The organism is Marinobacter vulgaris, from assembly GCF_003344045.1.
GTDB classification, from domain to species: domain Bacteria; phylum Pseudomonadota; class Gammaproteobacteria; order Pseudomonadales; family Oleiphilaceae; genus Marinobacter; species Marinobacter vulgaris.
In genome coordinates, this window is sequence record NZ_QFWX01000002.1 from 41,603 (window position 1) to 68,552 (window position 26,950).

A 26,950-nucleotide genomic window follows, 5' to 3' on the forward strand; every position below is an offset into this window, starting at 1 on the left:
GACATTTGGCTCCACAATTGCCCCCACAAAGAGTACCCTTGGCGTACCATTTTTCAGATCCGGCAACGAGTAACATGTCAAAACGAACCCTTCGCATTGCAACCCGCAGCAGCGCACTGGCGCTATGGCAGGCGGAATTTATCAAGTCCGAACTGGAGCGCCTTCACGACAACGTGGAGGTTGAGCTGGTCAAGATTAAAACCCAGGGCGACAAGATCCTCGACGTCCCGCTGGCCAAGATTGGCGGCAAGGGCCTGTTCGTCAAGGAACTGGAAGAAGCCATGCTGGCGGGCCAGGCGGATCTGGCCGTGCACTCCATGAAAGATGTCCCTATGGAGTTTCCTGAAGGACTGGGCCTGGTGGCCATCTGTGAGCGCGAAGACCCCACCGACGCCTTCGTCAGTAACGACTTTGAAAACGTCGATGCCCTGCCCCAGGGTGCCGTCGTGGGAACCGCCAGCCTGCGCCGGGAGGCCCAGCTCCGCGCCTATCGGCCGGACCTGGAAATCCGCACCCTACGTGGCAATGTCAATACCCGTCTGGCAAAGCTGGATGCGGGCGACTACCACGCCATCGTGCTGGCCAGCTCCGGGCTCAAGCGCCTGGGCTTTCATGACCGTATCCGCTACTGCCTGCCGGACAGCGTATCCCTGCCCGCCGTGGGTCAGGGTGCACTGGGCATCGAGTGCCGGCTGGACGATGCCGAGCTGATCAGCATGCTGGAGCCCCTGGACCACCGGGACAGCTCTGACCGCGTCAAAGCAGAGCGGGCGCTGAATCGCCGCCTTCAGGGCGGTTGCCAGGTTCCGATCGCCGCCTACGCCCTGCTGGAAGACGACGACACCCTCTGGCTCCGCGGCCTGGTAGGCGCCGTGGACGGCACTCAGGTGTTCCGGGTGGAAGGCCGCGCGCCCCGCAGCGAAGGTGAACGCCTTGGCCGCGAGCTGGCGGAAGATCTGCTCGCCCTGGGTGCAGACAAGGTGCTGGCTGAAATCTATGGCCACACTCCGACCTGATCCGCTGCCCCTGGAGGGCCGGCGGATCCTGATCTGTCGGCCACAGCCCGAAGCCGACCGCCTGGCCACCGTTTTTTGTGATGCCGGCGCCGACGCGCGGGTACTGTCGCTGATTGATCGGGAACCTCTTCCGGAAGACCCCGTGACCCGCACACTGATCCTCGGCCTGGATGAGTTCGCCCATGTCATTGCCGTCAGCCCCTATGCCGCCAGCCTGCTGCTGGATTGGCTGGACACCTGGTGGCCGCAGACTCCTGCCGGTATTCACTGGTACGGCGTCGGGGCCGGCACCGCTGCGGTACTCGCCAGTCATGGGCTGAATGCGCGCCAACCCGAAACCGGCCATACCAGCGAAGATTTGCTACAGTTGCCGGAGCTGGCTGCGCTGGATCATGAGAAGGTTCTGGTAGTGCGGGGACAGGAAGGCCGCGAACTGATTCCGCAAACCCTGGAGAAACGGGGCGCGCGAGTCACCACGCTGCCGCTTTATCGCCGCTACTGCCCCGACTATGATGAAGCCACACTGAGAGCAATGTTGAACGACTTTGCTCCCGAGGCCATCGTCACACTGTCGGGAGAAACATTGAACAATCTCATCGCACTAAGTGAAAATACCGGCCATAATCTTGAAGATACTTTGCTGGTTGTCCCCGTTGAGCGGATTGCCGAACAAGCACGTCTGGCCGGCCTTCGGCGAACGTGTATACCAGGAAGCCTTGCCGACAGCACGATTGTGGCTGCAGTTGCCGAGCAACTTGCCAGCCTGGACGGAGGCTCCGGAAACAACAAGTAAGGATGCCCGTGACCGAATCAAACGCACAACTGCCTGCTCCGATTGAAAAACACCAGCAAGCACGGCAACGGCTGTGGCCCCTCTGGATTGTTACGCTTCTGGCCCTTGCCCTGGCGATAGCCCTGGCATTCTGGAGCTGGCAACAGTGGAACAACTACCAGTCCCTGCAGCAATCCATTACCAGCCTTGAAAGCGATACCGAGCAACTGGACCGCATGTACGGCCAGACCGGCAGTGAACAGAGCCAGCGGCTGCAGGCCCTGGAGGACAAACTGTCGGAGCAACGTGAACTCATTGCCACCCAGCAACGCCAGATTGATCACAATGCCCGCGAACTCCTGGAAGCCGGCAACCGCACCCGCACCGACTGGCTGTTGGCGGAAGCCGAATACCTGCTGCGGATCGCCAACCAGCGCCTGATGATCGAAAAGGACATTCGTGGCGCCCTGGCAGCACTGGAATCCGCTGACGAAGTGCTGGCCGAGTCCGACGATATCGGGGTTTACCCGGTACGCCAGCAGCTGGCCAAGGAAATTCTTGCTCTCAAGGGGCTGGCCGATGTCGATCGCACCGGTCTTTACCTGAAACTGGAGGCGGCGATCGACAGCATTCACCAGTTGACCGAAAGCGCTCTTGTCCATGACCGCGCCCCCGGGTTTTTCACCGGTTCCGACAGCGGCAGCCAGGACAACGGCGATGCTGAACCGGGTCTCGTCGCTGAAGCGTGGCACGAGGTCAAGCAAACCCTGTCCCAGGTTGTTGTGGTCCGCAGAATGGACGAGCCGGTGAAACCCCTGCTATCCCCCGAACAGAGCGCCTACGCCCGGCTCAATCTGCAGCTGATGCTGGAGGAGGCCGAACTGGCGGTGCTGCGGGGCCATCAGGAGCTGTACTCCCGCGCCCTCACCAAGGCCAGCAATGCCATCGACAACTGGTATGACAGCAGCAACACCCGCATCACCGCACTCTCCAAGACCCTGGATGAGCTGTCAGAAAAGAACGTCGATCCGGAGCTCCCGGATATCAGCCGCTCGCTGGAACTTCTCAAGTCGCGTCTGGCCGGACGGCTGGACAATGGCGACAGCGAGGGTAACGGCCAGCAAAACAGCGCCAACAGTGAACAGGGAGACGCCTCATGATCCGCGTTCTGCTGATCATCCTGGTCGCCCTGCTGCTGGGCACCGGTCTTGCCATGGGACTGCAATACGACCTGGGCTATATCCGTATCAGTCTGGGCAACTACCTGGTTGAAACCAATTTCTGGATCGGCCTTGCACTCATGGTGCTGCTGGTTGTGGTCACTGTGCTGGCAATCAACCTGTTCCGCCGCCTGCGCCACGGTACCGGCGCGGTCGCCGGCTGGCTGGCCCGCAGCAAAGAACGCCGGGCCCGCCGCCGTACCACCCAGGGCCTGCTGGCCCTGGCGGAGGGGAACTGGCCCCGGGCCCGTAAACTTCTCACTTCATCGGCGGAACACGCGGACACTCCGCTGATCAATTACCTGGCTGCCGCCCAAGCATCGTTTGAATCCGGCGACCACGAAGCTGTCGATGAATTGCTGCGAAAGGCCTTTGAAAGCACACCCGGATCGGACATGGCGGTGGGCATTACCCAGGCCCAGTTGCAGCTGGCAGGCAACCGACTGGAGCAGGCTCTGGCCACGCTGCTGAGGCTGCGCAAGCAGGCCCCTCATCATCCGTTCGTTCTGAAACTGCTCAAGAACACCTATGTTCGCCTGGAAGACTGGCGCGAACTCTCCCGGCTGCTGCCGGAGATCCGCAAGCGCAACCTGATGGAGAGCGAAGAGCTGCATGATCTGGAGCGTCTGGTTTGGCACAACCTGCTGCAGAATGCCGCCGAGGAGTGCCGGCGGCAATCAGGTGAGACCTCCGCCTCGCTGGAGCCACTGACCCGGCTATGGGATGAACTGCCAAGCTTCCTGCGCCGTGACGAACACACCATCCGCGAATATGCCCGCCTGCTGGCGCAACTGGGCGACGAGGCCCAGGCTGAAACCCTGCTGAGGAAAGTGTTACGCAATCACTGGGGCGACGACCTGATCAATCTGTATGGTCGCGTGAAAGGCCTGAAACCGGACGAGCAGTTGCTGATTGCCGAACAATGGCTGAAAGACCGCCCGAACAATGCAGAACTGTTGCTGGCCCTAGGCCGTCTGAGCCTGCGCAATGAACTCTGGGGCAAGGCAAGGGAGTATTTCGAGACCAGCCTGAAACTGCGCCGCAGCCGGGAGACCATGGCCGAGCTAAGCCGCCTGAATGCCCACATGGGCGAGGGAGAAAACAGTATCAGGTTGCTGATGCAGGGGCTGGTCAAGGACAGCGGGTTGCCGGACCTGCCGATGCCCAGGGCCTGACCCGCCAGGACCGGGTTGCTGGCCGGGTCAGACAGCCCAGGCGTCAGTCCCGAGGTGCGTACTCCAGCACGTCAGAGAAAAACGCCGTCTGCGGAAGCCCGGCTTCCAGCAGCGCATCCATCAGTGTATAGACCATGGCTGGCGAGCCGCTGGCGTGAACTTCCACGTTGTTCCAGTCCATACCCGCGGCCAGCACCGTGCGCACCAGCTGATCATGGTGTCCACTCCACTCATTGTCTTCGTCATCCCCGACCACCGGGAGGAACGTAAACGGCGGCCACTCTTCCTGCCATCGCTGGGCCAGGGATCGCAGATACATGTCCTCGTGACGGCGAACACCCCAGTAAAACTTTACCGGCTTGTCGTAAGACGTTTCCCGCAGATAATCCACCAGGCTTTTGACCTGCGCAAACCCGGTTCCCGCTGCCACCAGCAGCAAGGGTTTCTCCGGAATTGACGCCAGACAGGCTCGCCCGTGCGGCAACTCTATGGTGACGTCCTCCCCGGAGGTGAGCGCGTCGATCACTTTCTGAGCCGAGACCCACTCAGGGGTGGCCTGTATGTGTAATTCGATCAGCTCTGCCGAGGGGCTGCTGGCAATGGAGAAATAACAGGGATCCGTATCGGGCAAGTCCACTGACAGGTACTGGCCGGCATGGAACGACAGTTCCCGGCGACGGGGCAGTTGCAGTTCCACACGGTATACATCGTGGCTGATGGAACGGACGTCCACCACCTTTGCCTGGAACTTGCGGGGCTGGTTGTCTCCGGCTGCCATAACGGCGTCTATCTCCAGTTCTAGGTCGCTGAGCGCAAGGGTGCGACACATCATCAGGCGCCCGGCGATCGGAATTGTATGTTGATTACGGGTGTTCATGGCTTTGCCGCTGATCAGGCGGGCCTCACAGAGTTCACAGACACCGTTTCGACAGGCGGCCGGAACTGCAATGCCAGCCTGAGCGGCGGCCGTCAGAAGCGTATCGCCGGCCACTGCGTCAAACGATAATGTGGCCGGCGACAGGCTAATACGAAACACATCGCTGGCCATATCATTCGGGGCGATCAGATGAAACTTCAATCCCCAGGCTGTCCCATATGTCATCGACACGTTTTTTCACGTCATCAGACATGGTAATGGGAGTACCCCATTCGCGATCGGTTTCGCCCGGCCACTTGCTGGTGGCGTCCATACCCATCTTCGAGCCCAAGCCAGAAACCGGCGACGCAAAATCCAGGTAGTCAATAGGCGTGTTCTCCACCAGCATCGTGTCACGGGCCGGATCCATGCGTGTGGTCATCGCCCAGATCACGTCTTTCCAGTCCCGGGCGTTCACATCATCGTCGGTGACAATCACGAATTTGGTGTACATGAACTGCCGCAGGAATGACCATACGCCCATCATCACCCGTTTGGCATGGCCGGGATACTGTTTCTTCATGGTCACCACGGCCAGGCGGTATGAGCAACCCTCCGGCGGCAGATAGAAATCCACGATCTCGGGAAACTGCTTCTGCAGGATGGGAATGAACACTTCGTTCAGCGCCACCCCGAGAATTGCCGGCTCATCGGGCGGGCGACCCGTATAGGTACTGTGATAAATCGGGTCTTTGCGGTGCGTCATCCGCTCCACGGTAAATACCGGGAACTGATCCACTTCGTTGTAATAACCGGTATGGTCTCCGAATGGGCCTTCGGGCGCCATGTCGTCGGGATAGATGAAGCCTTCCAGCACGATCTCGGCACTGGCCGGCACCTGCAGATCGCTGAGACCGCACTGCACCAGCTCGGTACGACCACCACGCAGAAGTCCGGCGAAGGCATACTCGGAGAGGCTGTCGGGCACCGGCGTTACCGCCCCCAGAATGGTCGCGGGATCCGCCCCGAGGGCGACAGCCACCGGATAGGGTTTGCCAGGATTGGCCTTCTGGAATTCCAGAAAGTCGAGCGCCCCACCACGATGACTGAGCCAGCGCATGATCAGCCGGTTACGACCTATGACCTGCTGGCGATAGATGCCAAGGTTCTGGCGCTCCTTGTTCGGCCCGCGGGTAATCACCAGCGGCCAGGTTACCAGTGGCCCGGCATCCCCCGGCCAGCAGTGCTGCACCGGTATCTGGTACAGATCCACCTGGTCTTTCCCGATCACCACATCCTGGCAGGGAGCAGAGCGAAGCACCTTGGGGCTCATGCGCATCACCTGCCGGAACAGCGGCAGTTTTTCGATGGCATCCCGGAAGCCCTTGGGGGGATCGGGCTCCTTTAAAAAGGCAAGCAGCTTGCCGATATCCCTCAGCGCTGTAACGTTATCCTGCCCCATGCCCATGGCGACACGCCGGGGTGTACCAAACAGGTTGGCCAGCACGGGCATGTCGTAACCTTTGGGATTCTCGAACAACAAGGCGGGACCACCTGCCCTCAACGTGCGGTCGCAGATTTCGGTCATTTCCAGGCGAGGGTCAACTTCCACTGAAATCCGCTTCAGCTCACCGAGCTTTTCAAGCTGGTCAATGAAGTCTCTCAGATCGCTGTATTTCATGGGCTGCTCCGGTTTGACCTTGGGTGCAGGAACAGGATGCTGGATGTCTTCCCCAGACACGCCGTAAAACCCATCCCTGGGGGCTCGGCATTGCCATCCCTGGCAATGCACGGTCTGGGGAAGACATCCAGCACCCTGTTCATCAGCCCCGAGTCAGCTGCAAACAAAGCGCATGACGCGCCTGAGACGGTATTAACGATGCGCGCGCGGAATCAGATCAACAGCGCGGGGGCATTCCTCCCCGGAATGTGTCTTGCCAGGGATGGCAAGACCAAGCCTACAGGGACGTATTTACGGCGTGTCCGGGGAGGAATGCCCCCGCGCTGTATGCCCCGGAACCCAAAGCGTTGTAAGAATCAACGGCGCTTCATGGACTGGAAGAACTCGTCGTTGGTCTTGGTTTCCTTGAGCTTGTCCAGCAGGAACTCAATCGCAGCGGTGTCGTCGTCCATAGAGTGCAGCAGTTTGCGCAGAATCCAGATGCGCTGGATATCCGCCTCACTCATCAACAGATCCTCGCGGCGGGTACCGGAGCGGCGGATGTTCATCGCCGGGTAAACACGACGCTCGGCAATCTTGCGGTCCAGGTGCACTTCCATGTTGCCGGTACCCTTGAACTCCTCATAGATAACCTCGTCCATCTTGGATCCGGTATCCACAAGCGCCGTTGCCAGGATGGTCAGGCTTCCGCCCTCTTCCACGTTACGGGCCGCACCGAAGAAACGCTTCGGCTTTTCCAGGGCGTGAGCGTCTACACCACCGGTCAGGACCTTGCCGGATGACGGAATCACCGTGTTGTAGGCACGGGCCAAGCGGGTAATGGAGTCCAGCAGGATCACCACGTCCTTCTTGTGCTCAACCAGGCGCTTGGCCTTTTCAATGACCATTTCGGCCACCTGCACGTGGCGGGCCGGTGGCTCGTCGAAGGTGGAGGCAATGACTTCACCGCGCACGGTACGCTGCATCTCCGTCACTTCTTCCGGACGCTCGTCAATCAGCAGTACCATTACATGGCACTCCGGATTGTTGCGAGTGATGGCCTGGGCAATGCCCTGCATCAGCAGCGTCTTACCGGCCTTGGGCGGAGAGACAATCAGACCGCGCTGGCCCTTGCCAATGGGAGAGACCAGATCAAGCACACGGGAGGACAGATCCTCGGTGCTGCCATTGCCGGCCTCAAGCATCAGGCGCTCATCCGGGAACAGCGGCGTCAGGTTCTCAAACAGAATCTTGTTGCGGGCGTTGTCCGGCTTGTCGAAGTTGATCTCGCTCACTTTCAACAGCGCAAAGTAGCGCTCGCCGTCTTTCGGCGGGCGGATCTTGCCGGCAACGGTATCGCCGGTCCGCAGGTTGAAGCGGCGGATCTGGCTGGGTGAAACGTAGATATCGTCCGGGCCGGCGAGGTAGGAAGCGTCAGCGGAACGCAGAAAGCCGAAACCATCCTGCAAAATTTCCAGTACGCCATCACCATAGATGTCTTCGCCGCTTTTTGCGTGCTTCTTCAGAATTGCGAAGATGACATCCTGCTTGCGCGAACGAGCCAGGTTATCGAGGCCCATCTCTTGCGCAATATCGAGCAATTCGGGCACGGATTTCTGCTTGAGTTCAGTAAGATTCATAGGTTATTAGATTGTCAGGAATGGAAGTAAACGAACATTGGAATGACAGGGGTGCCCCTGAACGGATTGATCGGGTATACGTTGAACTAGGTGCTGGCCAGATGGAGCAACCGGTGTAGATGAAGTCCGGAAAAGAACTGAAGCCAGAGACAGGAAGAACAACCGTTCACCGGGCAACAGCGATAATCGACTACCTTGCGTATCAATGTCAAGTAATGTTGCCCGATTTTGAATTGATTCCCCTTTTTGCAGCTTTACACGCCAGTCCCGGGACTGGATCGCATCCCTCTGAGGGGTTACTCCCCTTCCATTTATCAGCGCAGATGCGGATACTGGCGCAATGACTTTACCGACTTTGGAGAGCGTCCATGAGCAGTGACACCACCAGTGAACTGAAGCCCCTGAATATTGCCCTGTTAACCGTGTCTGACACCCGTGGCGCGCCTGAGGATTCTTCCGGGCAATTTCTGGAGGACAGTGTGATCGAGGCAGGCCACAGACTGATTGCCCGTCGCATCCTGCCGGACGATGTCTACCTGGTTCGGGCACTGATGTCAGGCTGGATTGCCGACCCGGAGGTCAATGTGGTCATCATTACCGGCGGCACCGGCTTCCACGATCGCGACAGCACGCCGGAAGCCGTCGCTCCGTTACTGGACAAGACCATCGACGGGTTTGGCGAGGAATTCCGCCGCTTGTCCGCCAGCGAGATCGGGACATCCACGGTTCAGTCGCGCACGTTCGGCGGGATGGCGAACAAGACCATCATTTTCTGCCTGCCCGGCTCCACCGGCGCCTGCCGTACAGGCTGGAACGGTATTCTCAGCTCGCAGCTGGACAGTCGCCATGGCCCCTGCAATTTCTCGGCACTGGTACTCGGTAAACAGGACCGCCCTGTCCACCGGATCAACCAGGTCATTGGCGAGCGTTCGGAGCGATAATCCATGACAAGCCCAGACCTTACTCCCGTTGGCGACGCCATTAACCACCTGCTTTCGCAGGCCCGCCCTGTCACAGGCCATGAAACGGTGGCGCTCAAGGACAGCCTGGACCGGGTCCTGGCAGAGGACTACCTGGTTCCGGCGGACGTGCCACCCGCCGATAACAGCGCGGTGGATGGCTATGCCGTTCGTGCCGGCGACCTCTCCGGTGAGGGCCCCTTGCCAGTATCCGGCCGGGTAGCCGCAGGCGAAGCACCCGGCGCCCTTGAACCCGGCACTGCGGTGCGTATTTTCACGGGTTCGGAAATTCCATCAGGTGCCGATTCGGTCATCATGCAGGAGCGAGTGACGGTATCTGATGAGGGTGTAACTGTTAATGCGCCGGTAAGCGAAGGCCAGAATATCCGTCGCCAGGGGCAGGACCTGGTAAGGGGTGAACTAGCTTTGCGGGCGGGCACAAAAATCCGCCCCCAGGAAATGGGCCTGCTGGGCTCCATGGGCGTGGCCGACGTTGCCGTGTACACAAAACTCAAAGTTGCCATACTCACCACCGGTGACGAATTGATTGACCCGGGCAAGCCACTGGGACCGGGCCAGATCTACAATACCAATCGTTTTACCATGCTGGGACTGCTTTCAAAGGCCGGCTGTGAGGTGACCCTGTGTGAGACGCTGGAAGATTCCCGTGATGCCACCCGCAGCACACTCAGAAGGGCAGCGGCCGAGGCCGACCTGATCATCACCAGCGGTGGCGTGTCGGTGGGCGAGGAGGATCATATACGAGCGGTGCTCGAAGAGTCAGGCGACCTCTCCCTTTGGCGGCTGGCCATCAAGCCGGGCAAACCCCTGGCTTTCGGCACAATTGACGGCATCCCCGTACTGGGCCTGCCTGGCAACCCGGCGACGGTGCTGGTCACCTTTGTAATTGTGGGCATGCCGTTTATCCGCGCCAGCCAGGGCCGGATAGGGGTTTCAGTGCGAGGGGAGCAGATGCCGGCCGGGTTTTTCACGGAGCAGACCTCAGTTCGCCGGGAGTATGTCCGTGCCCGCAAGAGCATCGGCGATAATGGCCCGGTGGTCACTGCCCATCCCAACCAGAGCTCTGGCGTACTGAGCTCTGCATGCTGGGCCGACGGGCTGGCTGTGGTTCCGGAAAACGAGACAATCAGCCAGGGCGACCCTGTAATCTACTACTCGTTTGCAGAACTCTTGGAATAAATCATGACGACAGACAATACCATCGTTGTTAAGTTTTTCGCCCGCCTGCGGGAGGAACTGGATACGGCTACGCTGGAGATAGAAGCCGAACCCGGACTGACAGCAGGTCGACTGCTGCAGGATCTCGCCGCAAAAGGGGGCAACTGGGCTCAGTTGGACGGCGCGCAACCGGTCATGATTGCGGTCAATCAGGTGATGACAAAACCGGAGAAGGAATTGCAGGCAGGTGATGAAGTGGCCTTTTTCCCACCGGTGACGGGAGGTTGATGTGATTCGGGTTCAGCAACAGGATTTTGATCCTGCGGAGGAGTACCACGCACTCCGGGACAGCGGTTCCGGGACCGGAGCCATTGCCACCTTTACCGGTCTGGTCCGGGACAGTGGCGACCTGAAAGGTGTGACCGGACTGTTTCTGGAACATTATCCGGGGATGACGGAGCAGGTGATCGAGGGTCTGGTTCGTGAGGCTTCCCAGCGCTGGGACGTTCGTGAAGCCCGGGTGATCCATCGGATAGGACGCCTGGCGCTGAGCGAGCAGATTGTGTTTGTGGGAGTCTGCAGCGCCCACCGTGGGGATGCGTTTGCGGCCTGCGAGTTCATTATGGATGCGCTGAAGACGTCGGCGCCATTCTGGAAGAAGGAGATTACCGGCGATAGCGAGCACTGGGTGGAGCAGAAGGCTGCTGATCGGGATCGGTCTCAGAGCTGGGATTAACGACTGAAATTTTGACCGGAAGGCAATAAAAAACCGCCCGTGAACCTTCGCTCAGGGGCGGCTTTGACCGGAAACAGCAATCAGAGATTGCTGTCCAGGAATGCGGCCAGCTGGGATTTGGACAGGGCGCCCACTTTGGTAGCGTCCACGTTGCCGTTCTTGAACAGCATAAGCGTGGGGATACCGCGGATGTTGAACTTCGGCGGTGTCTGTTCGTTTTCATCGATGTTCAGTTTGCAGACTTTCAGTTTGCCTTCGTACTCTTCGGCCATTTCTTCCAGGACCGGTGCGATCATCTTGCAGGGGCCACACCACTCAGCCCAGTAGTCCACCAGTACCGGTAAGTCTGACTGCAGCACATCCTGCTCAAAAGAGGCATCTGTAACGTTTACGATATTTCCACTCATTTCAGTTTCCCGATTCGTGCATCTGCCAACGGCACTAGCCGCCTGGTGATGCTATTGACTGTTGCTGACGGTCACTGCCTTTGGCTATCTGCAACCGTTCACCGTGATCGTAGTACGCAATACTTTACGCGATTGTTCACGGGTATGTGAAGCGCTTCCTTCAGCCCGGACCCTTCGGATTACACTGACCAATAGCGCGCCATTGCGTTACACGGCATATCGCTTATAGTGATCACCAAGCGCGGCGGATAGTCCACCCGCTATCGCAGTGTCACAGGTTATCAACCAACCGTGGGCGAGGTTTCCCTCACACGGCTTATCAATCTCCTCCCCCCTGTTTATAGGGCCCGGAAGAAGGAATTCAATACACGTGACGGCCAACTCCCCCGCCACTCCGCCAGAACTGCTCGCCGCAATCGATATGGGCTCCAACAGTTTCCACATGGTGGTGGCCCGCCTTGTTCATGGTGAGATCCGCACCCTGGAAAAGATGGGCGAGAAGGTTCAGCTCGGGGCTGGCCTGGACAGGTACAACCGCCTTACCGAAGAAGCCCAGGAACGGGCTATGGCCTGCCTCAGCCGGTTTGCTCAAAGGCTTCAGGGGATGCCGCCGGAGGCGGTTCAGGTAGTGGGGACCAATGCCCTGCGGGTGGCCCGCAACACCCATGAGTTCATGGCCCGTGCGGAGGAAGTGCTGGGCTATCCGGTGGAGATCATCGCCGGCCGGGAGGAGGCTCGCCTGATCTATCTGGGCGTGTCCCACACGCTGTCCGACGACAGCGGCCGCCGACTGGTGATTGATATTGGGGGCGGTAGCACAGAATTCATCATTGGTGAGCGTTTCGAGCCCCAGGAACTGGAAAGCCTGCACATGGGCTGCGTGTCATTCCGCAACCGTTACTTCCCCGACGGCAAGATCACCCGCAAGCAGATGGACAAAGCCGTTACCCATGCCGAGCAGGAGCTGCTTAATATCCGGCAGAACTTCCGCACCAAGGGCTGGCAGAGTGCCGTAGGATCCTCCGGTTCGATCAAGGCCATTGCCAGCGTGTTGGCGAGTCTCAAGATTACCGATGGCACCATCACCCTCAAGGCCATGAACGAGCTCAGAAAACGCCTGGTGGACATGGGCAAGGTCGAGAAGCTTGCCGACCTCGGGGTGCGCGCCGACCGGCAGAGCATTTTCCCGGCCGGGTTTGCGATACTGATGGGAGCGTTCCAGTCACTGCAGATAGAGGAACTGACGTTTGCCGACGGTGCCCTGCGGGAGGGGCTGCTTTACGATATAGCCGGCCGCATTCAGCACGAGGACGTGCGGGAGAGGACCATCCAGGCTCTGCAGGAGCGCTACCATGTGGATCAGGAGCACGGCGGCGCCGTGGAGGAGACCGCTATCGCGGCCTGGCAACAGGTGGCCGATGCCTGGGCGCTAAACACACCGGCTGATGAGGAAGTGTTGCGTTGGGCCTGCCGGCTGCATGAAATCGGCCTCACCATTTCACACAGCCAGTACCACAAGCACGGTGCCTACCTGCTGCGCTACTCCGATCTCCCCGGCTTCAGCCAGCAATTCCAGCGCGACCTGGCGACCCTGGTTCGCGGGCATCGGCGTAAGTTTTCTTCCGCCATTTTCGAGGGGCTCGACCCCGAGGATATTCCCCGCTTGCGCTATCTGTGTGTGCTGGTTCGCCTCGCTGTGCTGCTGCAGCACCCGCGCAATCACGAGCAACCACCGGAACTGCATCTGCGCCCTTCAACCAATGGCCTTACCGTGGAATTCCCGACCGGCTGGCTGGATGACCGCCCCCTTACTCTTGCTGATCTTGAGAATGAGCGGGACTATCTCGCCAAACAGGATTTTAACCTGGCAGTGAACATCTAGGACGCCAGATCCGCCTCCAGGCTTTCGACTGCCTCGCTGATATCAAGCCACTCCGCTTCGACCTCTGCAAGACGGCTCTTGGCGGCGGCCTGCTGCCCCAACAGTTCTTTCAGCTTCTGTTTGCCCTGATCGGCATAGAGATCAGGCTCGGACAGGTCCTGCTCCAGTGCCATCAAGGTGGACTGTAGCTTGTCCATTTCCTTCTCCAGCGCTGCCTGCTGCTTGCGGTAGGGGCTGAGTCTCTGGCGAATAGCTGCTTCCGCCCGTTTGCGGGCCTTGCGATCCTCCGCATTCTCGCCGGCGCCCGGAGCCTCTTTCTCCGCTACTGAACCAGCAGAAACGCTGGTGCTCTCACGTCGCGGGGCCTCTGTTTCATCCTTGCGCCGATCTGCCAGCCAGCGCTCGTAATCTTCCAGGTCGCCATCGTATTCCGTCACCCGGCCGTCGTTCACCAGCCAGAAATCATCCACCGTGTTACGCAACAGGTGGCGATCGTGGGAGACCACAACAATGGCTCCGTCGAAATTCTGCAAGGCCATGGTCAGGGCCTGGCGCATTTCCAGATCCAGATGGTTGGTGGGCTCGTCAAGCAACAGCAGGTTGGGCTTTTGCCAGGCAATAACGGCCAGGGCCACGCGGGCTTTTTCACCGCCTGAAAACGAGCGGATGGCGCTCAGGGCTCCGTCTCCGTGAAAGTCGAAACCTCCCAGGAAATTGCGGATGCTCTGCTCCGATGCCCGGGGAGACAGCCGCTGCAGGTGCAGAAAGGGGCTGGCATTCAGGTCCAGGGATTCCAGCTGGTGCTGGGCAAAATAGCCGATGGCCAGGTGCTCGCCGGTGGTCCGCTCACCACGAAGCAGCGTGCCCTCACCCCGCAGGGCATCCATGAGAGTGGATTTACCGGCCCCGTTGGGGCCCAGCAGGCCAATACGACTTCCAGGCAGGAGGGAGAGATTAATCCCCTCGAGAATGACCGTTTCATCGTAACCGGCGGCACCGTTGCGGATGGTCAGCAGTGGGTTGGAGACCTTGTCGGCCACCGGAAATTCGAAACTGAACGGCGAATCCACATGGGCGGGGGCGATTTTCTCCATCCGCTCCAGCGCTTTAACCCGGCTCTGGGCCTGGCGGGCCTTGGTCGCCTGGGCCCTGAACCGATCAATGAACCGCTGGATCTCGGCGATCTTGGCCTGCTGGCGTTCATAGCCGGCCTGCTGCTGGGCGAGACGCTCACTGCGCTGGGTTTCGAACGCTGAGTAATTACCCGTATAAAGCTCCAGGGTTCGCCGGTCGAAATGCACAAGATGTGTCGCCACACGATCCATGAAGTCCCGGTCGTGGGAAATGAACAGCAGCGTGCCTTCGTAACGCCGCAGCCAGTTTTCCAGCCACAGACAGGCATCCAGATCCAGGTGGTTGGTGGGCTCATCCAGCAGCAACAGGTCCGACGGACGCATCAAAGCCTGGGCCAGATTCAGACGTATCCGCCAGCCGCCGGAAAATGAAGATACCGGCCGCTCCACGTCGGCATCGGAAAATCCGAGCCCCCGCAACAGCGACTCCGCCCGGCGCGGCGCGGACCAGGCTTCGTGAATGTCCAGCTCACCATGAATACGGGCAGCGGCGTGATCGTCGCCGTGTTTTTCCGCCAGGTCCAGCTCGGCCTCCATGCGCCGCAGGTCATGATCTCCATCCAGCACAAAATCCCGGGCGCTGCGGGACGAGGCGGCCACTTCCTGCGCCATGTGGGCAATTCGGCAGCCACCGGGCAAGGACACACTACCCTGCTCCGGTGACAACTGCCCCAGCAATAACTGGAACAGACTGGACTTTCCGGCGCCATTGGCACCGACTATAGCCACCCGTTGGCCGGGCTGGACGGTCAGGTTGACGGCTTCTAGCAACCAGACGCCACCCCGTTGTAAACTGAGATCGGTTATCGTTAGCATAACGTAATGGTATCAGGGAACGTTCAATAAGGAACCGGCAGAGGCCCTATGTCGTGTAGCGGGAGCAAGATACCTGAGGATACAGACCCGGAAAACCCGTTATGGCGTTTTGCCTGCCGATTCTGGGAATCCCCGCCGACTCAACAAGCTTGCCTGGATCTGCAAACCCGCGGCTGGAGTGTAACCCGAATCCTCAGCGCAGCCTGGCTTGCGGCCTCCGGTCACAGGTTTTCCGGGCAGGAGAGCCAAGCGGTAACAGACTGGCGGAGCCAGGTTACAGAGCCACTCAGGTGTGCGAGAAAATACATAACGAAAAACAACCCCCGCACTGCTATTGTGAGGGAACACCTAGCGCGCAGCGAACTTGAAGCAGAGCGGATCGAACTGGCACTGGCGTATCAGGCACTGACTTCAGACCTACAAGCAGCCTCCAGAGAGGAGACCACGGCCAGTCTGGCCCGCAACAACCTTCTCAGGGCGGCACCGGAGACGAAAATGGATAACGAGACCGGCAGATTGCTGGACACACTTGCCAGAGAACTGTCGATACTCGCAAAGGGAGATAACAGGCCATGTTGATGAAATGGCTGATCCGGCTGGCATTCCCTGCACTGGGTGTTCTTGTTGCCCTGGTATTTTTCGGCATCAATGACCCGACGGAAACTTCAGGCAAGCCCGCTGAGACAGAAGCGAATGTGGACATTCCTTCATTCGAGGGGCTTGTCCCTTCTCCTGTGCCCACAGAAGGACCGGACATTGTCTTCAAGTGGCAGGACAGCGACGGAAGCTGGCACTACGCGGATAAACCTCCGTCCCAGGGTCCCTGGAATGCACTGGCGATAGAGCGGGCAGACAGCGACACCCTGCGCGCACCATCGGCCAATCCGGAAACCGATTGGCAGTCCCCCTACCGCGCCCCGTTTTCATTGTCCCCTGACACCGCCAACAACGGCAGCTAACGCTGCCGACTCCCTTCCCTTAACACATGTTCAGTGGCATCCAGCGACAGAACCCGTTACCTTCTGTGCGTTCGCAATCATTCAATCGTAACCACAATGAAGGAACAGGCAATGAACAAAACGCTGATCGCGCTGGCGGTTGCCGGCACCCTGGCCGGCTGCTCATCTTCCCAGGATGTAGCCCAGGACAATCCCCCACTGGAATCCACCAATGAAAAAGTCAGCTATGGCATGGGCCTGGTGATGGGGCAGCGGATGGACAACGACCTGCCGGATCTTCAGATGGAGCAATTCCTGCAGGGCATCCAGCACGGCCACGCCGGCGATGACGAGCAGACCCGCATGAGCCGGGAAGAGATCCAGGAAGCCCTGATGGCCTACCAGACCGAGCTCCAGGAACAAGAGTCGGCCCAGACGGAAGAACTGGCCAGCAAGAATCGCGAGGCCGGAGAGGAATTTCTGGCCGAGAACGCCGAGCGTGAAGGTGTCAAGACCACCGATTCGGGCCTGCAGTATGAAATACTGGAGGAAGGTGACGGAGACAAGCCAACCGCTGAAGACCGGGTCCGGGTTCACTACACGGGCGAACTTATTTCAGGTGAGGTGTTCGACAGTTCCCGCGAGCGCGGTGAGCCGGTCACCTTTGGCCTGACCCAGGTTATTCCGGGGTGGACAGAGGGCTTGCAGCTGATGTCTGAAGGCAGCAGGGCCAAGCTTTATATTCCGGCAGATCTGGCTTACGGGCCGGGCGGAAACCAGAGGATCGGGCCTAACGAGACGCTGGTGTTTGACGTCGAACTGCTGGAAATCAATCCGGAGTAATCTCGCCGGGCTCTACTCTTCCCCCCGCCTCACCAGGTGAGGTCGGGGGAAGCTGGCAAGCCTGCCGTTCAGGCTGAGGACATGACTTTTTCTGCATGCGCATTGTGCAGATGCTCGATCAGGAAATCTTCCATCTCGAAGCGACTTTCCAGCGTTTCCCCGAGTTCCGAGAGCTGCGCAAACAACTCACGAACTTCGTCTTCGGTCAGCGACTGACCGTTAAGACGATCGTTGAAGTTGAGCGCTGTTTCCGTGGTCAGTTCAATCTTCGGATACAGCCTCGCCACCAGTTCCAGGCCGCCATCATTGAACTCCCTGGCTTCCTGTATCAACTGTTCGTAGATCTCGAAGTGCCCTGCCGATACATAATCTACCAGCACCTCACAGAGCCTGACGAACTTCGCGTGCAGTGCCTCTGTCTGCGAGAAATCCGTGGTGCCGGACAAATCGCAATAGTGCACCAGTAGCTCCTGCCTCTCCTTCAGCCAGCGGTCAATCAGCTCGCTGACACCACCCCAACGCTCCCTGGCATTACGGCAATTATCCAACATTAGGTCTATCTCCGGTTACCGGGTTCTGATGTGATTCTTCTTGTTCGGTCGAGTCTCAAGTTACCCCATGCTGACGGTTCGCCGCAACCGTTTCAGCCCTGTATCCAGCTTGACTTTTTCCGGGGCCGGAACAGCATGACCAGCCCGACGATCACCAGCAGCGTAAAAAAGACGGCGGTCCATCCCGGAATACTGAGTCCGAGGAAACGCCAGGTCACCTCGGCACAGTCGCCAGTGCCCCTGAGAGCGGTGGTCAGCACCTCCGTCCAGGGCAGCACATCCAGCATGTAGTCTACCGACGGGCCGCAGGCCGGAACCTGGTCAGCGGGCAGGCTCTGCAGCCAGAGCTGTCGTCCCGCGACCCCGAGACCGGCTGCGGCACTAACCGCCAGCAAAAAGCCGTAAACCCTGACACCAAAGCCCCGGGGTCCATGCAGCACCGCCAACAGGCTGACCAGGCCGGCGGCCATGAAGCCGAAACGCTGCAGCCAGCATAGCGGGCACGGCTCCAGCCCCATAAAGTGTTCCATGTAAAAGGCCACCGCAAGCAGACCAGCACAAAGCAGGAATATCAGGAAAAAAACGGCTCTGGAATTCAAATGCGTACCTCTGATCAACATTCAATTCAGGAAGTTTATCCCGCCAGGGCGGCGGAACCACCAGATGCTGCAACCCTGCATCGACCCTGCTATGCTCCCAGCGTTGGCAGTGCTTGCGGGCGCCCAGCCACTTAACCTTAAACCAATACGAACTTCAAGCCTATGACACTTAAGCCAAAGCACCTGCTGCTGGCATTGCTGATAACCCTGGCACCTGCCGCCTTTGCCCAGGACGAGGAAGAAGCAGAGCAGGAACAGCAGCAAGAGCCGGGAATAACCGACTATATCGCCATGGAGCCTCCGTTCGTGACCCATGTCGGGGAACCGGGCACCAGACTGACCTACCTCAAAGCCGCTGTTACCCTGCGGGCATCCAGGGAGACCACGCGTCCGGCGGTGGAGGCCCACATGCCCAGGCTCCGCCACGAACTGGTCATGCTGTTCGGCGAGCAGACGGATACCCAGGGGCTGTCCGGGAACAAAGGCCAGCAGGCTCTGCGAGAGGAAGCCGCCAGCAGGATCAATGCGGTGCTGGAGGAGCAACAAACCGGCGAGAGTATCACCGGCGTGTTATTTACCGAGTTCGTCGTGCAGAAATAACCACTTGGCCAGAACCGGACGCGTCACTTCAGGAGCGCCGGTACTGTTCAAGGAATTCGTCAAAAGGCTGATCGTCACTCTGCTCCATGGCGGCCTGCTCTGCGAGTGATTCCTCGCTCATTTTTTCGAACGCCGCCATCAACTCATCCGGCAGGCCTTCGTCCCGCAACGTCTGCTGGTGGCGTCGGGACATCTCCAGCCCCCACTCGCGATGCCCCATGCCGGCGCGCTCCATAGCGTCCAGCACCCGTGCCGAGGGCACCTGAAGCGGGTCCGCCAATTTCGCCCGCTGATCAGCCAAAGCGCTGCGGTAGGTATTGTCGCCGTTCCAGCCATCCAACTGCTCCGCCAACGGCTCCAGCCTGTCCAGCAAAGCCGCGGCGGCGTCATCCACAGTAACCGACTCACCGGCGCGGCACAGGGTCAGCTTTGGATCCCGCCCCCTGGACACCACGTCCTGGTAGTTATCGTCCAGGCGGTCACACTCTTCATCGTCAATACGGGGGCTGTCAGACAGCAGGCAGTCCATCAGAAACAGGTCGAGGAAATCGATCTGGCTTTCGTTGACCCCGACCGGTGAAAACGGGTCCAGGTCCAGGCAACGCACTTCGATGTACTCCACGCCACGGGATTCCAGAGCCTGGATCGGCTTTTCCTGCGGCTCGGTCGTCCGCTTGGGCCGCACCGCGCTGTAATACTCATTCTCGATCTGCAGCACACTGGTGTTGATCTGAATGAACTGGCCATCACGCTGGATACCGATCTCTTCGTAGGGCGGCCAGGGCGTGTGAATCGCCCGGAACAGGGTGTCTGTGTAGGTCTTCAGTTCATTGAAACAGATGTTCAGCGAGGCCTGGGCATTGTTGTGATAACCCAGATCCCCCATACGTAGTGACGTGGCGTGCCTGCCGTACCAGGTATCCTCGCTGAACCTGGACAGATCATGGCGCACTCCTGCCACAAAGCTGGCATCCAGTGCCGGCGATGCTCCGAACAGCAGCATCAGCAGCCAGCTGCGCCGCCGGAAATTGCGAATCAGCCAGAAGTACTGGTCCGACTTGAAGTCCTGAAGGCTTTGTTGATCGCCGACCGCCTGCTGCCAGAGGTTCCAGAAGCTGTCCGGTAACGACAGGTTGTAATGGGCGCCAGCGATGCTCTGCATCATGCGGCCGTAGCGCACCGCCAGCCCCTGACGGTAAACATGCTTGAGGCGCCCTATATTGGCGGTCCCGTATTCGGCAATGGGAATGCTCTCGTCGCCCTCCAGCTCACAGGGCATGCTGGTCGCCCAGAACACCTCGTCCCCCAGGTTATGTTGAACGAACCGGTGAATGTCCCGCAGGGAGTCCAGCATGCCACGGGTCGTGTCGAACACCGGGGTGATCAGCTCCAGAAGGGCTTCAGAATAGTCCGTGGTTATGCGCGGGTGAGTAAGTGCAGAACCCAGAGAGCTCGGGTGCGGGGTCTGGGCGATAAAGCCATTGCGATCGACCCGCAGGCCCTCTTTTTCCACGCCCTTTCTGAAGCCTGTCCACTGGCTGGCCGTGAACTGCTGAAAAAGCTGATGGCGGGATTCACCCATGAATGACTCCTGCTTGGGTGACCGCCGGCGCTTCCGGCGGTCACTGCGATAGTGTGTGAAGGCGCCGGTTAACGGCCGTCTTTGCGCGCCGATGCCAGCGCCTGCGCCAGAGCTCCGGCCATGGCCCCTTTTTGCGGACTCTCCTGGCCTTTCTGGGCCTCGTTCCTGGCGGCTGGCCTGACGCCAGCGTCCTTACGGTTGCCGACGGAGCCGGCGCGATTGCCTGAGGTGTCGCCGGGCTGATCATCCATACGCATGGAAAGGGCAATCCGCTTTCTGGGAATGTCCACGTCCATCACCTTGACCTTAACGATATCCCCCGCCTTGACCACTTCCCGGGGGTCTTTTACGAAGGTATTCGACAGCGCCGAAATATGCACCAGCCCGTCCTGGTGAACGCCGATATCCACAAACGCGCCGAAATTGGTGACGTTGGTGACGGAGCCTTCGAGCACCATGCCCGGCTTCAGGTCGTTGAGGGTTTCCACGCCCTCTTCGAAACTGGCAAAACGGAATTCCGGACGCGGATCCCGGCCCGGTTTCTCCAGTTCGCTAATAATATCCTTAATAGTGGGCAGACCAAACTGCTCGGTCACATAGTCCTGAGGATTCAATGCGCGCAGGAAGGCGGCATCACCAATGATGCCCTCAACCTTGCGGCTGTTCTTGCGGGCAATGGCCTCGACCACGCCGTAGGCTTCCGGGTGAACCGAGGAACGGTCCAGGGGGTTGTCGCCACTGGCAATGCGCAGGAACCCCGCCGCCTGCTCGAAGGTCCGCTCACCGAGACGCGACACTTTGAGCAACTGCCTGCGGTTACGGAATACGCCGTTCTGGTTACGGAAGTCGACAATGTTATTGGCAATGCTCTGACTCAACCCGGACACTCGCGCCAACAGCGGGATGGATGCGGTATTGAGATCCACACCGACCCCGTTAACACAGTCTTCCACCACCGCGTCCAGGCTGCGGGCCAGCTGCACCTGTGACACGTCGTGCTGATACTGCCCCACGCCAATGGACTTGGGCTCAATCTTGACCATTTCTGCCAGCGGATCCTGCAGACGGCGGGCAATGGAGACCGCGCCACGGATGGTCACATCCAGGTCCGGCAGCTCGCGGGAAGCGAACTCGGAGGCGGAGTAGATGGAGGCACCGGACTCGCTGACCACAATGCGCGCCAGCTTCAGTTCCGGGTAACGCTTGCACAGATCCGCCACGAGCTTGTCCGTTTCCCGCGATGCGGTGCCGTTACCGATGGCGATCAGTTCAATGCTGTACTGGCGGCACCAGGTTGCCAGCTGCTCTATGGACTGATCCCACTGGTTGCGTGGCGCATGGGGGAAGATTCCACCATGGCCCACTACCTGGCCGGTACCATCGATAATAGCGACTTTCACACCGGTTCTCAGGCCAGGATCCAGGCCCAGCGTCGGGCGTGGGCCGGCGGGCGCCAACAGCAGAAGATCCTTCAGGTTGGCAGCGAACACGTTGATGGCCTCGGTCTCCGCGGCTTCGCGCACCTGCGCCATCAGATCGGTTTCAATCTGGGTAGACAGCTTTACCCGCCAGGTCCAGCGCACCACCTCCGACAGCCAGCGGTCAGCGGCGCGGCCGTTATCGCGAATTTTCCAGCGGGCGGCAATGCGCTGCTCGGCGGGATGCGGCTGGCGGCGGTCGTCTTCGGGATCACCCACCACAATGGTATAGGTCAGCACCCCTTCATTGCGGCCGCGAAGGATCGCCAGGGCGCGGTGAGACGGTACTTTTTTCAGTGGCTCGACATGGTCAAAGTAGTCGCGGAACTTGGCGCCTTCGTTTTCCTTGCCGGCCACCACGGTGACCTTGAGCTGACCCTGCTGCCAGATGAAGTCACGCAGTTCACCCAGCAGCTCGGCATCCTCTGCAAACCGCTCCATGAGAATGTAGCGGGCACCATCGAGGGCAGCCTTGGTGTCGGCAATGCCGGCCTCCGCGTTCAGGTAGCCTTCGGCCGTTGCCTCCGGTTCCAGCGTGGGGTCGTCGTACAGTGCATCAGCCAGGGGTTCCAGCCCCGCTTCCCGGGCAATCTGGGCCTTGGTGCGCCGCTTGGGCTTGTACGGCAGGTAGAGGTCTTCCAGGCGGTTCTTGGTATCCGCAGCATCGATGCTGGCACGCAGTTCATCGGTCAGCTTGCCCTGCTCCTCGATACTGTTGAGGATGGTGGCGCGACGGTCGTCCAGTTCCCGCAGATACCGCAGGCGATCTTCCAGGGCACGCAACTGATTGTCATCCAAAGAACCGGTGACTTCCTTGCGGTAGCGGGCAATAAAGGGGACGGTGGCGCCGCCGTCCAGCATTTCCACGGTGGCACTGACCTGCTGCTCACGAACACCCAGTTCGTCAGCAATGCGCCTGATGATACTGTTCATGCAACCTCATCTGATGCTTACGATTCAAAGCGCAAAGGTACAGCGGCTTACTGCCGCAGGCAAGCAGGGCGGCTACGGTTGTCCAGGAATTGAACAAGATCGCTCCAGGGCATGGGCCGGGCGTAGTAGTAACCCTGGATTTCGTCGCAGTGGTGCTGGCGTAAAAAATCCAGCTGCCCTTCGGTTTCCACACCCTCTGCAACCACACTGATCTGCAGGCTGTGGGCCAGGCTGATAATGGCCCTGATGATGTGTTCTGCGTCCGCCGAGTGTCCCAGTTCCTGAACGAAGGACTTGTCGATTTTGACCAGAGAGATTGGCAGATGCTGGAGATTGCTGAGCGAAGAGAAGCCGGTTCCAAAATCATCAAGGGCAAAACTGATACCCAGCTGATTGAGCTCCCGCAGACACCGCTGGGCGTATTCGGGATCATGCATCATGGCGCTTTCGGTGAGCTCCAGCTCCAACAGGCTGGTATCCACATTGGCATTGAAAATGATGCGGAAGATGGTTTCGGTCATTTTACGGTCGTGAAACTGACGGAAGGAAAGGTTCACCGCAAACACCAACCCGGGATGCCCCAGCTCCGCGGACTCCTGCAGGCGCTTGCAGGCCTGTTCAATAACCCAGTAGCCGATAGGCACGATTAGCCCGCTGCGTTCAGCCACGGGAATAAACTCGTCCGGGCCCACCAGTCCCCGTTCCGGGTGATTCCACCTCAGCAGGCACTCCACTCCCCGCACTTCTTCGGAGGCCAGGTCAATGCGCGGCTGGTAATACACTTCCAGTTCATTGCCCCGCAGGGCACTGCGAAGATCCGCCTCCAGACGCAGCTGGTATCCGGCGGTAATGTGCAGCTGGCGATCGTAAAAGCGGTAGCTGGTGCCGGGATCACGCTTGGCCTCGAACATGGCGCGGTTGGCTCTGCGCATCAGGTTCTCCGGGCTTTCCCCGGCTTCGGGATAGGTGGCAACACCAAGGCTGGCGCTGACCACCACACTCTGGCCGTCAATGCTCAGGGGCTCGCCGATAGCCGTCACCAGCTTGCGGATAATCTGGGTGATATCCAGGGAGTCTTCCACTTTCTCAACGATAATGGCGAACTCATCGCCACCGATCCGCATCAGTGAATCCATTCGCCGCAGGCTCAGGCGCAGGCGCTCCGCCAGCTTGAGCATGATCTGGTCGCTTTTCTGATAGCCAAAGGACTCGTTAAAGCTGCGGAAGTCATCAAGGTTGATGTGCAGCAGGGCCAGCCGCTGACTGGCTCGCTCTGCCCTTAGCAGTGCCTGTTGCAGGCGATCAAAAAACAGGTCGCGATTGATAAACCCGCTGGCGACTTCTCTGCCCAGCTGACCGTGGGCATATTCTGACAGCTGTTGCCGGTACCATAAGCACCGCACCGCCCTGCGCAGGCTCCAGGCGTCGAGCTCCTGACGGGAGAGATAATCCGCAGCACCGCTGGAAAACAGCTCTGCCGCCCGCTCGGCCGGTAACTCGGCACTCAGGGCCAGCACCGGCTTTTCATTGCTGGACGCCGACAAATACTGCAGGAACGCAGCCTCGGAACCACCATGCAGCACACAGTCCCAAAGGATGACGTCAAAATGGGTGTTGCGAATCAGGTCGTCACAGTCGATCAGGTCCGGGCACCAGGTCAGGTCCGGGTCCATCTCCCCGTCACCTGCCAGCAACGCACCCAGCCACAAAAAATCCGAGTACTCGGGAGTCAGTACCAGAACGCGCACACGACCGGGATCAAACGATTTTACTGCCAGGGTCATCAACAAGCATCCCGTTGCTGGTGAGCAAACATCTGTGTTCCCTCAAGAATAGCCAATAGATCCCCAAGGTACAGGAAGTCCAGCTGGTGTAGAATAACGGCGTCCCGAGTTTACCCACAAAATCCCGATTTGGCGCCCCTATTGTGAACATGCTCAATCCCCGACAGAGTGAAGCCGTCCGCTATGCGGATGGCCCCATGCTGGTACTGGCCGGTGCCGGCAGCGGCAAGACCAGCGTAATCACCCGCAAGGTTGCCTATCTGATCGAGCACCTGGGTATTCCGGGGCGACATATTGCCGCGCTCACCTTTACCAACAAGGCCGCGCGGGAGATGAAAGAGCGTGTCGGGCGCCTGGTGGATCGTAAACTGACCCGGGGCCTGATTGTCTCCACCTTCCATAACCTCGGGCTGAACATGATTCGCGAGGAGCACGAGCACCTGGGCTATCACCCCGGCTTCTCCATTTTTGACGCGGAAGACGCCAAGGCCCTGCTGCAGGACCTGATGATGCGCGAGGCCAGTGCAGATGCCGGTGACGAGCTATCCGACGTGCAGATGACCATTTCATCCTGGAAGAACGCCATGCGCAGCCCCCAGGACGCCTGGAGCCGGGCGGCGGACGAGCGCGAACAACGCATTGCCATTATCTACCGCTATTACAACGAATACCTCAAGGCCTACAACGCGGTCGATTTCGATGACCTGATCCTGCTGCCGGTGCAATTATTCCGGGACAATCCCGAGGTGCTGCAGAAATGGCGCCGGAAAATTCGCTACATGCTGGTGGATGAATACCAGGACACCAACGTATGCCAATACGAGCTGGTGAAGCTGTTGGTGGCGGAGCGCGCCGCCTTCACCGTGGTGGGCGATGACGACCAGTCCATCTACGCCTGGCGCGGGGCCCGGCCTGAGAATCTGGCGCAGCTGAAAGAAGACTTCCCCAGCCTCAAGATCGTCAAGCTGGAGCAGAACTACCGCTCTACCGTCCGCATCCTGCGCTGCGCCAACACGGTCATTGCCAACAACCCCCACGTGTTCGAAAAAGCCCTCTGGAGCGACCACACTACCGGGGATGAGCTGCGCATCGTGCGCTGTCGTAATGAGGATGCGGAAGCCGAACGGGTGGCCACGGAGATCCTCGACCAGAAACTCAAAAAAGGTCAGGCCTTCCGGGATTTCGCGGTGCTTTACCGGGGCAACCACCAGGCGCGCCTGCTGGAAATGAAGCTTCAGGCCTACCAGATTCCTTACCGTATCTCGGGGGGGCAGTCGTTTTTTTCCAAGAACGAGATCAAGGACGCCATGTCCTATCTGCGCCTGCTGGTAAACCCGGATGACAATGCTGCGTTCCTGCGGGTGGTAAACGTGCCGCGGCGGGAGATCGGGCCCCGCACCCTGGAACAACTGAGCCATTATGCCCGCTCTCGCAATGTCAGCCTGTTCCGGGCACTCGGTGACATGGGCGCTGAAACCCATGTCACCGAAAAGGGGCTGGACCGCCTCCGCCGCTTCGCCCACTGGGTGGACAGCACCTGCGGTCGCCTGCTCGGGGAAGAACCAATTCCGGTGATCAAACAGCTGTTCACCGACATTGAATACGAGGAATGGCTGCACCTTCACTCCGGCTCGCCGAAACAGGCGGAACGGCGGATGGAGAACATCTGGTATCTGGTGGAGTCGATCCAGCGCATGCTGGACGACGGCAAGGGCACCGCCGACGAGATGAGCATCGAAGATGCCATCAGCCGCCTGATCTTGAGAGACATGATGGAGCAACGGGAAGAGGAAGACGACAGCGACAAGGTCCAGCTGCTGACCCTGCACGCCTCCAAGGGTCTGGAATTTCCCCACGTATTCATCATGGGCCTTGAGGAGGAAATTCTGCCGCACCGCTCCAGCATCGAAGAGGGTAATATCGAAGAGGAACGGCGCTTGATGTACGTCGGCATTACCCGGGCGCGGGAAACCCTGACGCTTACCTACGCCGCCCAGCGCAAGCAGTATGGCGAAAAGCTGGAGACCATCCCCAGCCGGTTTCTGGATGAGCTGCCGGAAGACGACCTGCGCTGGGAGGGTACCGGCGACCTGGACGTGGAGGCCAATCAGAAGAGGGGCAAGGCTACCCTGAGCGCACTACTGGGAGACCTGGGGAGCTGAAATCCACAGGCTGTCACGGAAAAGCCCCG

Annotated in this window: 24 protein-coding genes; 14 read left to right on the forward strand and 10 right to left on the reverse strand. The window is 59.5% G+C overall.

The features are described from left to right. The first annotated feature begins 74 nt into the window (after window positions 1–74). From hemC to DIT71_RS03485, 4 genes are read left to right on the forward strand one after another with little or no spacing between them, the layout of a single operon-like run. Entirely contained in the window at window positions 75–1,016 is a 942-nt protein-coding gene (gene hemC, locus DIT71_RS03470; RefSeq protein WP_114611827.1) for a hydroxymethylbilane synthase, read from the forward strand. Further along, window positions 997–1,809: a uroporphyrinogen-III synthase gene (locus DIT71_RS03475; protein ID WP_114611828.1), complete on the forward strand. Its 813-nt coding sequence runs from the start codon at window positions 997–999 to the stop codon at window positions 1,807–1,809. Before hemC ends, DIT71_RS03475 begins: the two co-directional genes overlap by 20 nt. A 2-nt stretch (window positions 1,810–1,811) precedes the next feature. Beyond that, window positions 1,812–2,948: a uroporphyrinogen-III C-methyltransferase gene (locus tag DIT71_RS03480; protein ID WP_114611829.1), complete on the forward strand. Its 1,137-nt coding sequence runs from the start codon at window positions 1,812–1,814 to the stop codon at window positions 2,946–2,948. After that, window positions 2,945–4,183 carry a heme biosynthesis HemY N-terminal domain-containing protein gene (locus DIT71_RS03485; RefSeq protein ID WP_114611830.1) on the forward strand — a complete coding sequence of 413 codons (1,239 nt, stop codon included), beginning with the start codon at window positions 2,945–2,947 and terminating at the stop codon, window positions 4,181–4,183. The genes DIT71_RS03480 and DIT71_RS03485 overlap by 4 nt, the downstream gene beginning before the upstream one ends. 43 nt (window positions 4,184–4,226) lie before the next feature. On the opposite strand, the gene DIT71_RS03490 is transcribed toward DIT71_RS03485, so the two are convergent. From DIT71_RS03490 to rho, 3 genes are all read right to left on the reverse strand, one after another. Continuing rightward, entirely contained in the window at window positions 4,227–5,231 is a 1,005-nt protein-coding gene (locus DIT71_RS03490; protein WP_199490957.1) for a 2Fe-2S iron-sulfur cluster-binding protein, read from the reverse strand. Window position 5,232: 1 nt separating this feature from the next. Continuing rightward, entirely contained in the window at window positions 5,233–6,720 is a 1,488-nt protein-coding gene (ubiD, locus tag DIT71_RS03495; RefSeq protein ID WP_114611831.1) for a 4-hydroxy-3-polyprenylbenzoate decarboxylase, read from the reverse strand. A 356-nt stretch (window positions 6,721–7,076) separates the two neighbouring features. Then, complete coding sequence (gene rho / locus DIT71_RS03500) at window positions 7,077–8,339, reverse strand: transcription termination factor Rho (RefSeq protein ID WP_114611832.1); 1,263 nt, start codon at window positions 8,337–8,339, stop codon at window positions 7,077–7,079. A gap of 368 nt (window positions 8,340–8,707) precedes the next feature. Here rho and moaB point away from each other — a divergent pair, with 368 nt between their 5' ends. From moaB to DIT71_RS03520, 4 genes are read left to right on the forward strand one after another with little or no spacing between them, the layout of a single operon-like run. Then, entirely contained in the window at window positions 8,708–9,280 is a 573-nt protein-coding gene (moaB, locus tag DIT71_RS03505; protein ID WP_114611833.1) for a molybdenum cofactor biosynthesis protein B, read from the forward strand. Window positions 9,281–9,283: 3 nt separating this feature from the next. Beyond that, entirely contained in the window at window positions 9,284–10,498 is a 1,215-nt protein-coding gene (locus tag DIT71_RS03510) for a molybdopterin molybdotransferase MoeA (protein ID WP_114611834.1), read from the forward strand. Window positions 10,499–10,501: 3 nt separating this feature from the next. Beyond that, on the forward strand, window positions 10,502–10,765 hold the full coding sequence (gene moaD / locus DIT71_RS03515; protein ID WP_114611835.1) for a molybdopterin converting factor subunit 1: 264 nt from the start codon (window positions 10,502–10,504) through the stop codon (window positions 10,763–10,765). Window position 10,766: 1 nt separating this feature from the next. Then, window positions 10,767–11,213 carry a molybdenum cofactor biosynthesis protein MoaE gene (locus tag DIT71_RS03520; RefSeq protein ID WP_114611836.1) on the forward strand — a complete coding sequence of 149 codons (447 nt, stop codon included), beginning with the start codon at window positions 10,767–10,769 and terminating at the stop codon, window positions 11,211–11,213. Window positions 11,214–11,293: 80 nt separating this feature from the next. Here DIT71_RS03520 and trxA read toward each other — a convergent pair whose 3' ends face one another. Beyond that, window positions 11,294–11,620, reverse strand: coding sequence for a thioredoxin TrxA (trxA, locus tag DIT71_RS03525; protein ID WP_114611837.1), 327 nt, complete (start codon window positions 11,618–11,620; stop codon window positions 11,294–11,296). Between the two features lie 370 nt (window positions 11,621–11,990). Between trxA and ppx the strand changes: the two genes are divergently transcribed. Next, window positions 11,991–13,502 (forward strand): exopolyphosphatase, encoded by a 1,512-nt coding sequence (gene ppx, locus DIT71_RS03530; protein ID WP_114611838.1) that lies wholly within the window; start codon window positions 11,991–11,993, stop codon window positions 13,500–13,502. On the opposite strand, the gene DIT71_RS03535 is transcribed toward ppx, so the two are convergent. Beyond that, window positions 13,499–15,451 carry an ATP-binding cassette domain-containing protein gene (locus DIT71_RS03535; protein WP_114611839.1) on the reverse strand — a complete coding sequence of 651 codons (1,953 nt, stop codon included), beginning with the start codon at window positions 15,449–15,451 and terminating at the stop codon, window positions 13,499–13,501. The genes ppx and DIT71_RS03535 overlap by 4 nt on opposite strands. 48 nt (window positions 15,452–15,499) lie before the next feature. Here DIT71_RS03535 and DIT71_RS03540 point away from each other — a divergent pair, with 48 nt between their 5' ends. The 3 genes from DIT71_RS03540 to DIT71_RS03550 all read left to right on the forward strand — a co-directional run bounded on the left by DIT71_RS03540 (window position 15,500) and on the right by DIT71_RS03550 (window position 17,232). Next, on the forward strand, window positions 15,500–16,030 hold the full coding sequence (locus tag DIT71_RS03540) for a TIGR02444 family protein (RefSeq protein ID WP_114611840.1): 531 nt from the start codon (window positions 15,500–15,502) through the stop codon (window positions 16,028–16,030). Continuing rightward, complete coding sequence (locus tag DIT71_RS03545) at window positions 16,024–16,410, forward strand: DUF4124 domain-containing protein (protein WP_114611841.1); 387 nt, start codon at window positions 16,024–16,026, stop codon at window positions 16,408–16,410. Before DIT71_RS03540 ends, DIT71_RS03545 begins: the two co-directional genes overlap by 7 nt. A 111-nt stretch (window positions 16,411–16,521) precedes the next feature. After that, the gene (locus DIT71_RS03550) at window positions 16,522–17,232 is read left to right on the forward strand and encodes an FKBP-type peptidyl-prolyl cis-trans isomerase (protein ID WP_114611842.1); all 711 of its coding nucleotides are present in this window, start codon (window positions 16,522–16,524) and stop codon (window positions 17,230–17,232) included. Between the two features lie 68 nt (window positions 17,233–17,300). Here DIT71_RS03550 and rsd read toward each other — a convergent pair whose 3' ends face one another. Beyond that, window positions 17,301–17,783 (reverse strand): sigma D regulator, encoded by a 483-nt coding sequence (gene rsd, locus DIT71_RS03555; protein ID WP_114611843.1) that lies wholly within the window; start codon window positions 17,781–17,783, stop codon window positions 17,301–17,303. A 92-nt stretch (window positions 17,784–17,875) separates the two neighbouring features. Next, complete coding sequence (locus DIT71_RS03560) at window positions 17,876–18,403, reverse strand: disulfide bond formation protein B (protein WP_114611844.1); 528 nt, start codon at window positions 18,401–18,403, stop codon at window positions 17,876–17,878. A gap of 141 nt (window positions 18,404–18,544) precedes the next feature. Between DIT71_RS03560 and DIT71_RS03565 the strand changes: the two genes are divergently transcribed. Next, entirely contained in the window at window positions 18,545–18,982 is a 438-nt protein-coding gene (locus DIT71_RS03565; protein WP_114611845.1) for a flagellar basal body-associated FliL family protein, read from the forward strand. Between the two features lie 28 nt (window positions 18,983–19,010). Here DIT71_RS03565 and gshA read toward each other — a convergent pair whose 3' ends face one another. The 3 genes from gshA to DIT71_RS03580 all read right to left on the reverse strand — a co-directional run bounded on the left by gshA (window position 19,011) and on the right by DIT71_RS03580 (window position 24,759). Then, window positions 19,011–20,564 carry a glutamate--cysteine ligase gene (gene gshA / locus DIT71_RS03570; protein WP_114611846.1) on the reverse strand — a complete coding sequence of 518 codons (1,554 nt, stop codon included), beginning with the start codon at window positions 20,562–20,564 and terminating at the stop codon, window positions 19,011–19,013. A gap of 68 nt (window positions 20,565–20,632) precedes the next feature. Then, the gene (locus tag DIT71_RS03575; protein WP_114611847.1) at window positions 20,633–22,975 is read right to left on the reverse strand and encodes a Tex family protein; all 2,343 of its coding nucleotides are present in this window, start codon (window positions 22,973–22,975) and stop codon (window positions 20,633–20,635) included. Between the two features lie 47 nt (window positions 22,976–23,022). Further along, on the reverse strand, window positions 23,023–24,759 hold the full coding sequence (locus tag DIT71_RS03580; protein ID WP_114611848.1) for a GGDEF domain-containing response regulator: 1,737 nt from the start codon (window positions 24,757–24,759) through the stop codon (window positions 23,023–23,025). 143 nt (window positions 24,760–24,902) lie between these two features. Between DIT71_RS03580 and rep the strand changes: the two genes are divergently transcribed. Next, a complete protein-coding gene (rep, locus tag DIT71_RS03585) occupies window positions 24,903–26,921 on the forward strand; it encodes a DNA helicase Rep (protein ID WP_114611849.1) in 2,019 nt (672 codons plus the stop codon). Window positions 26,922–26,950: the final 29 nt, after the last annotated feature.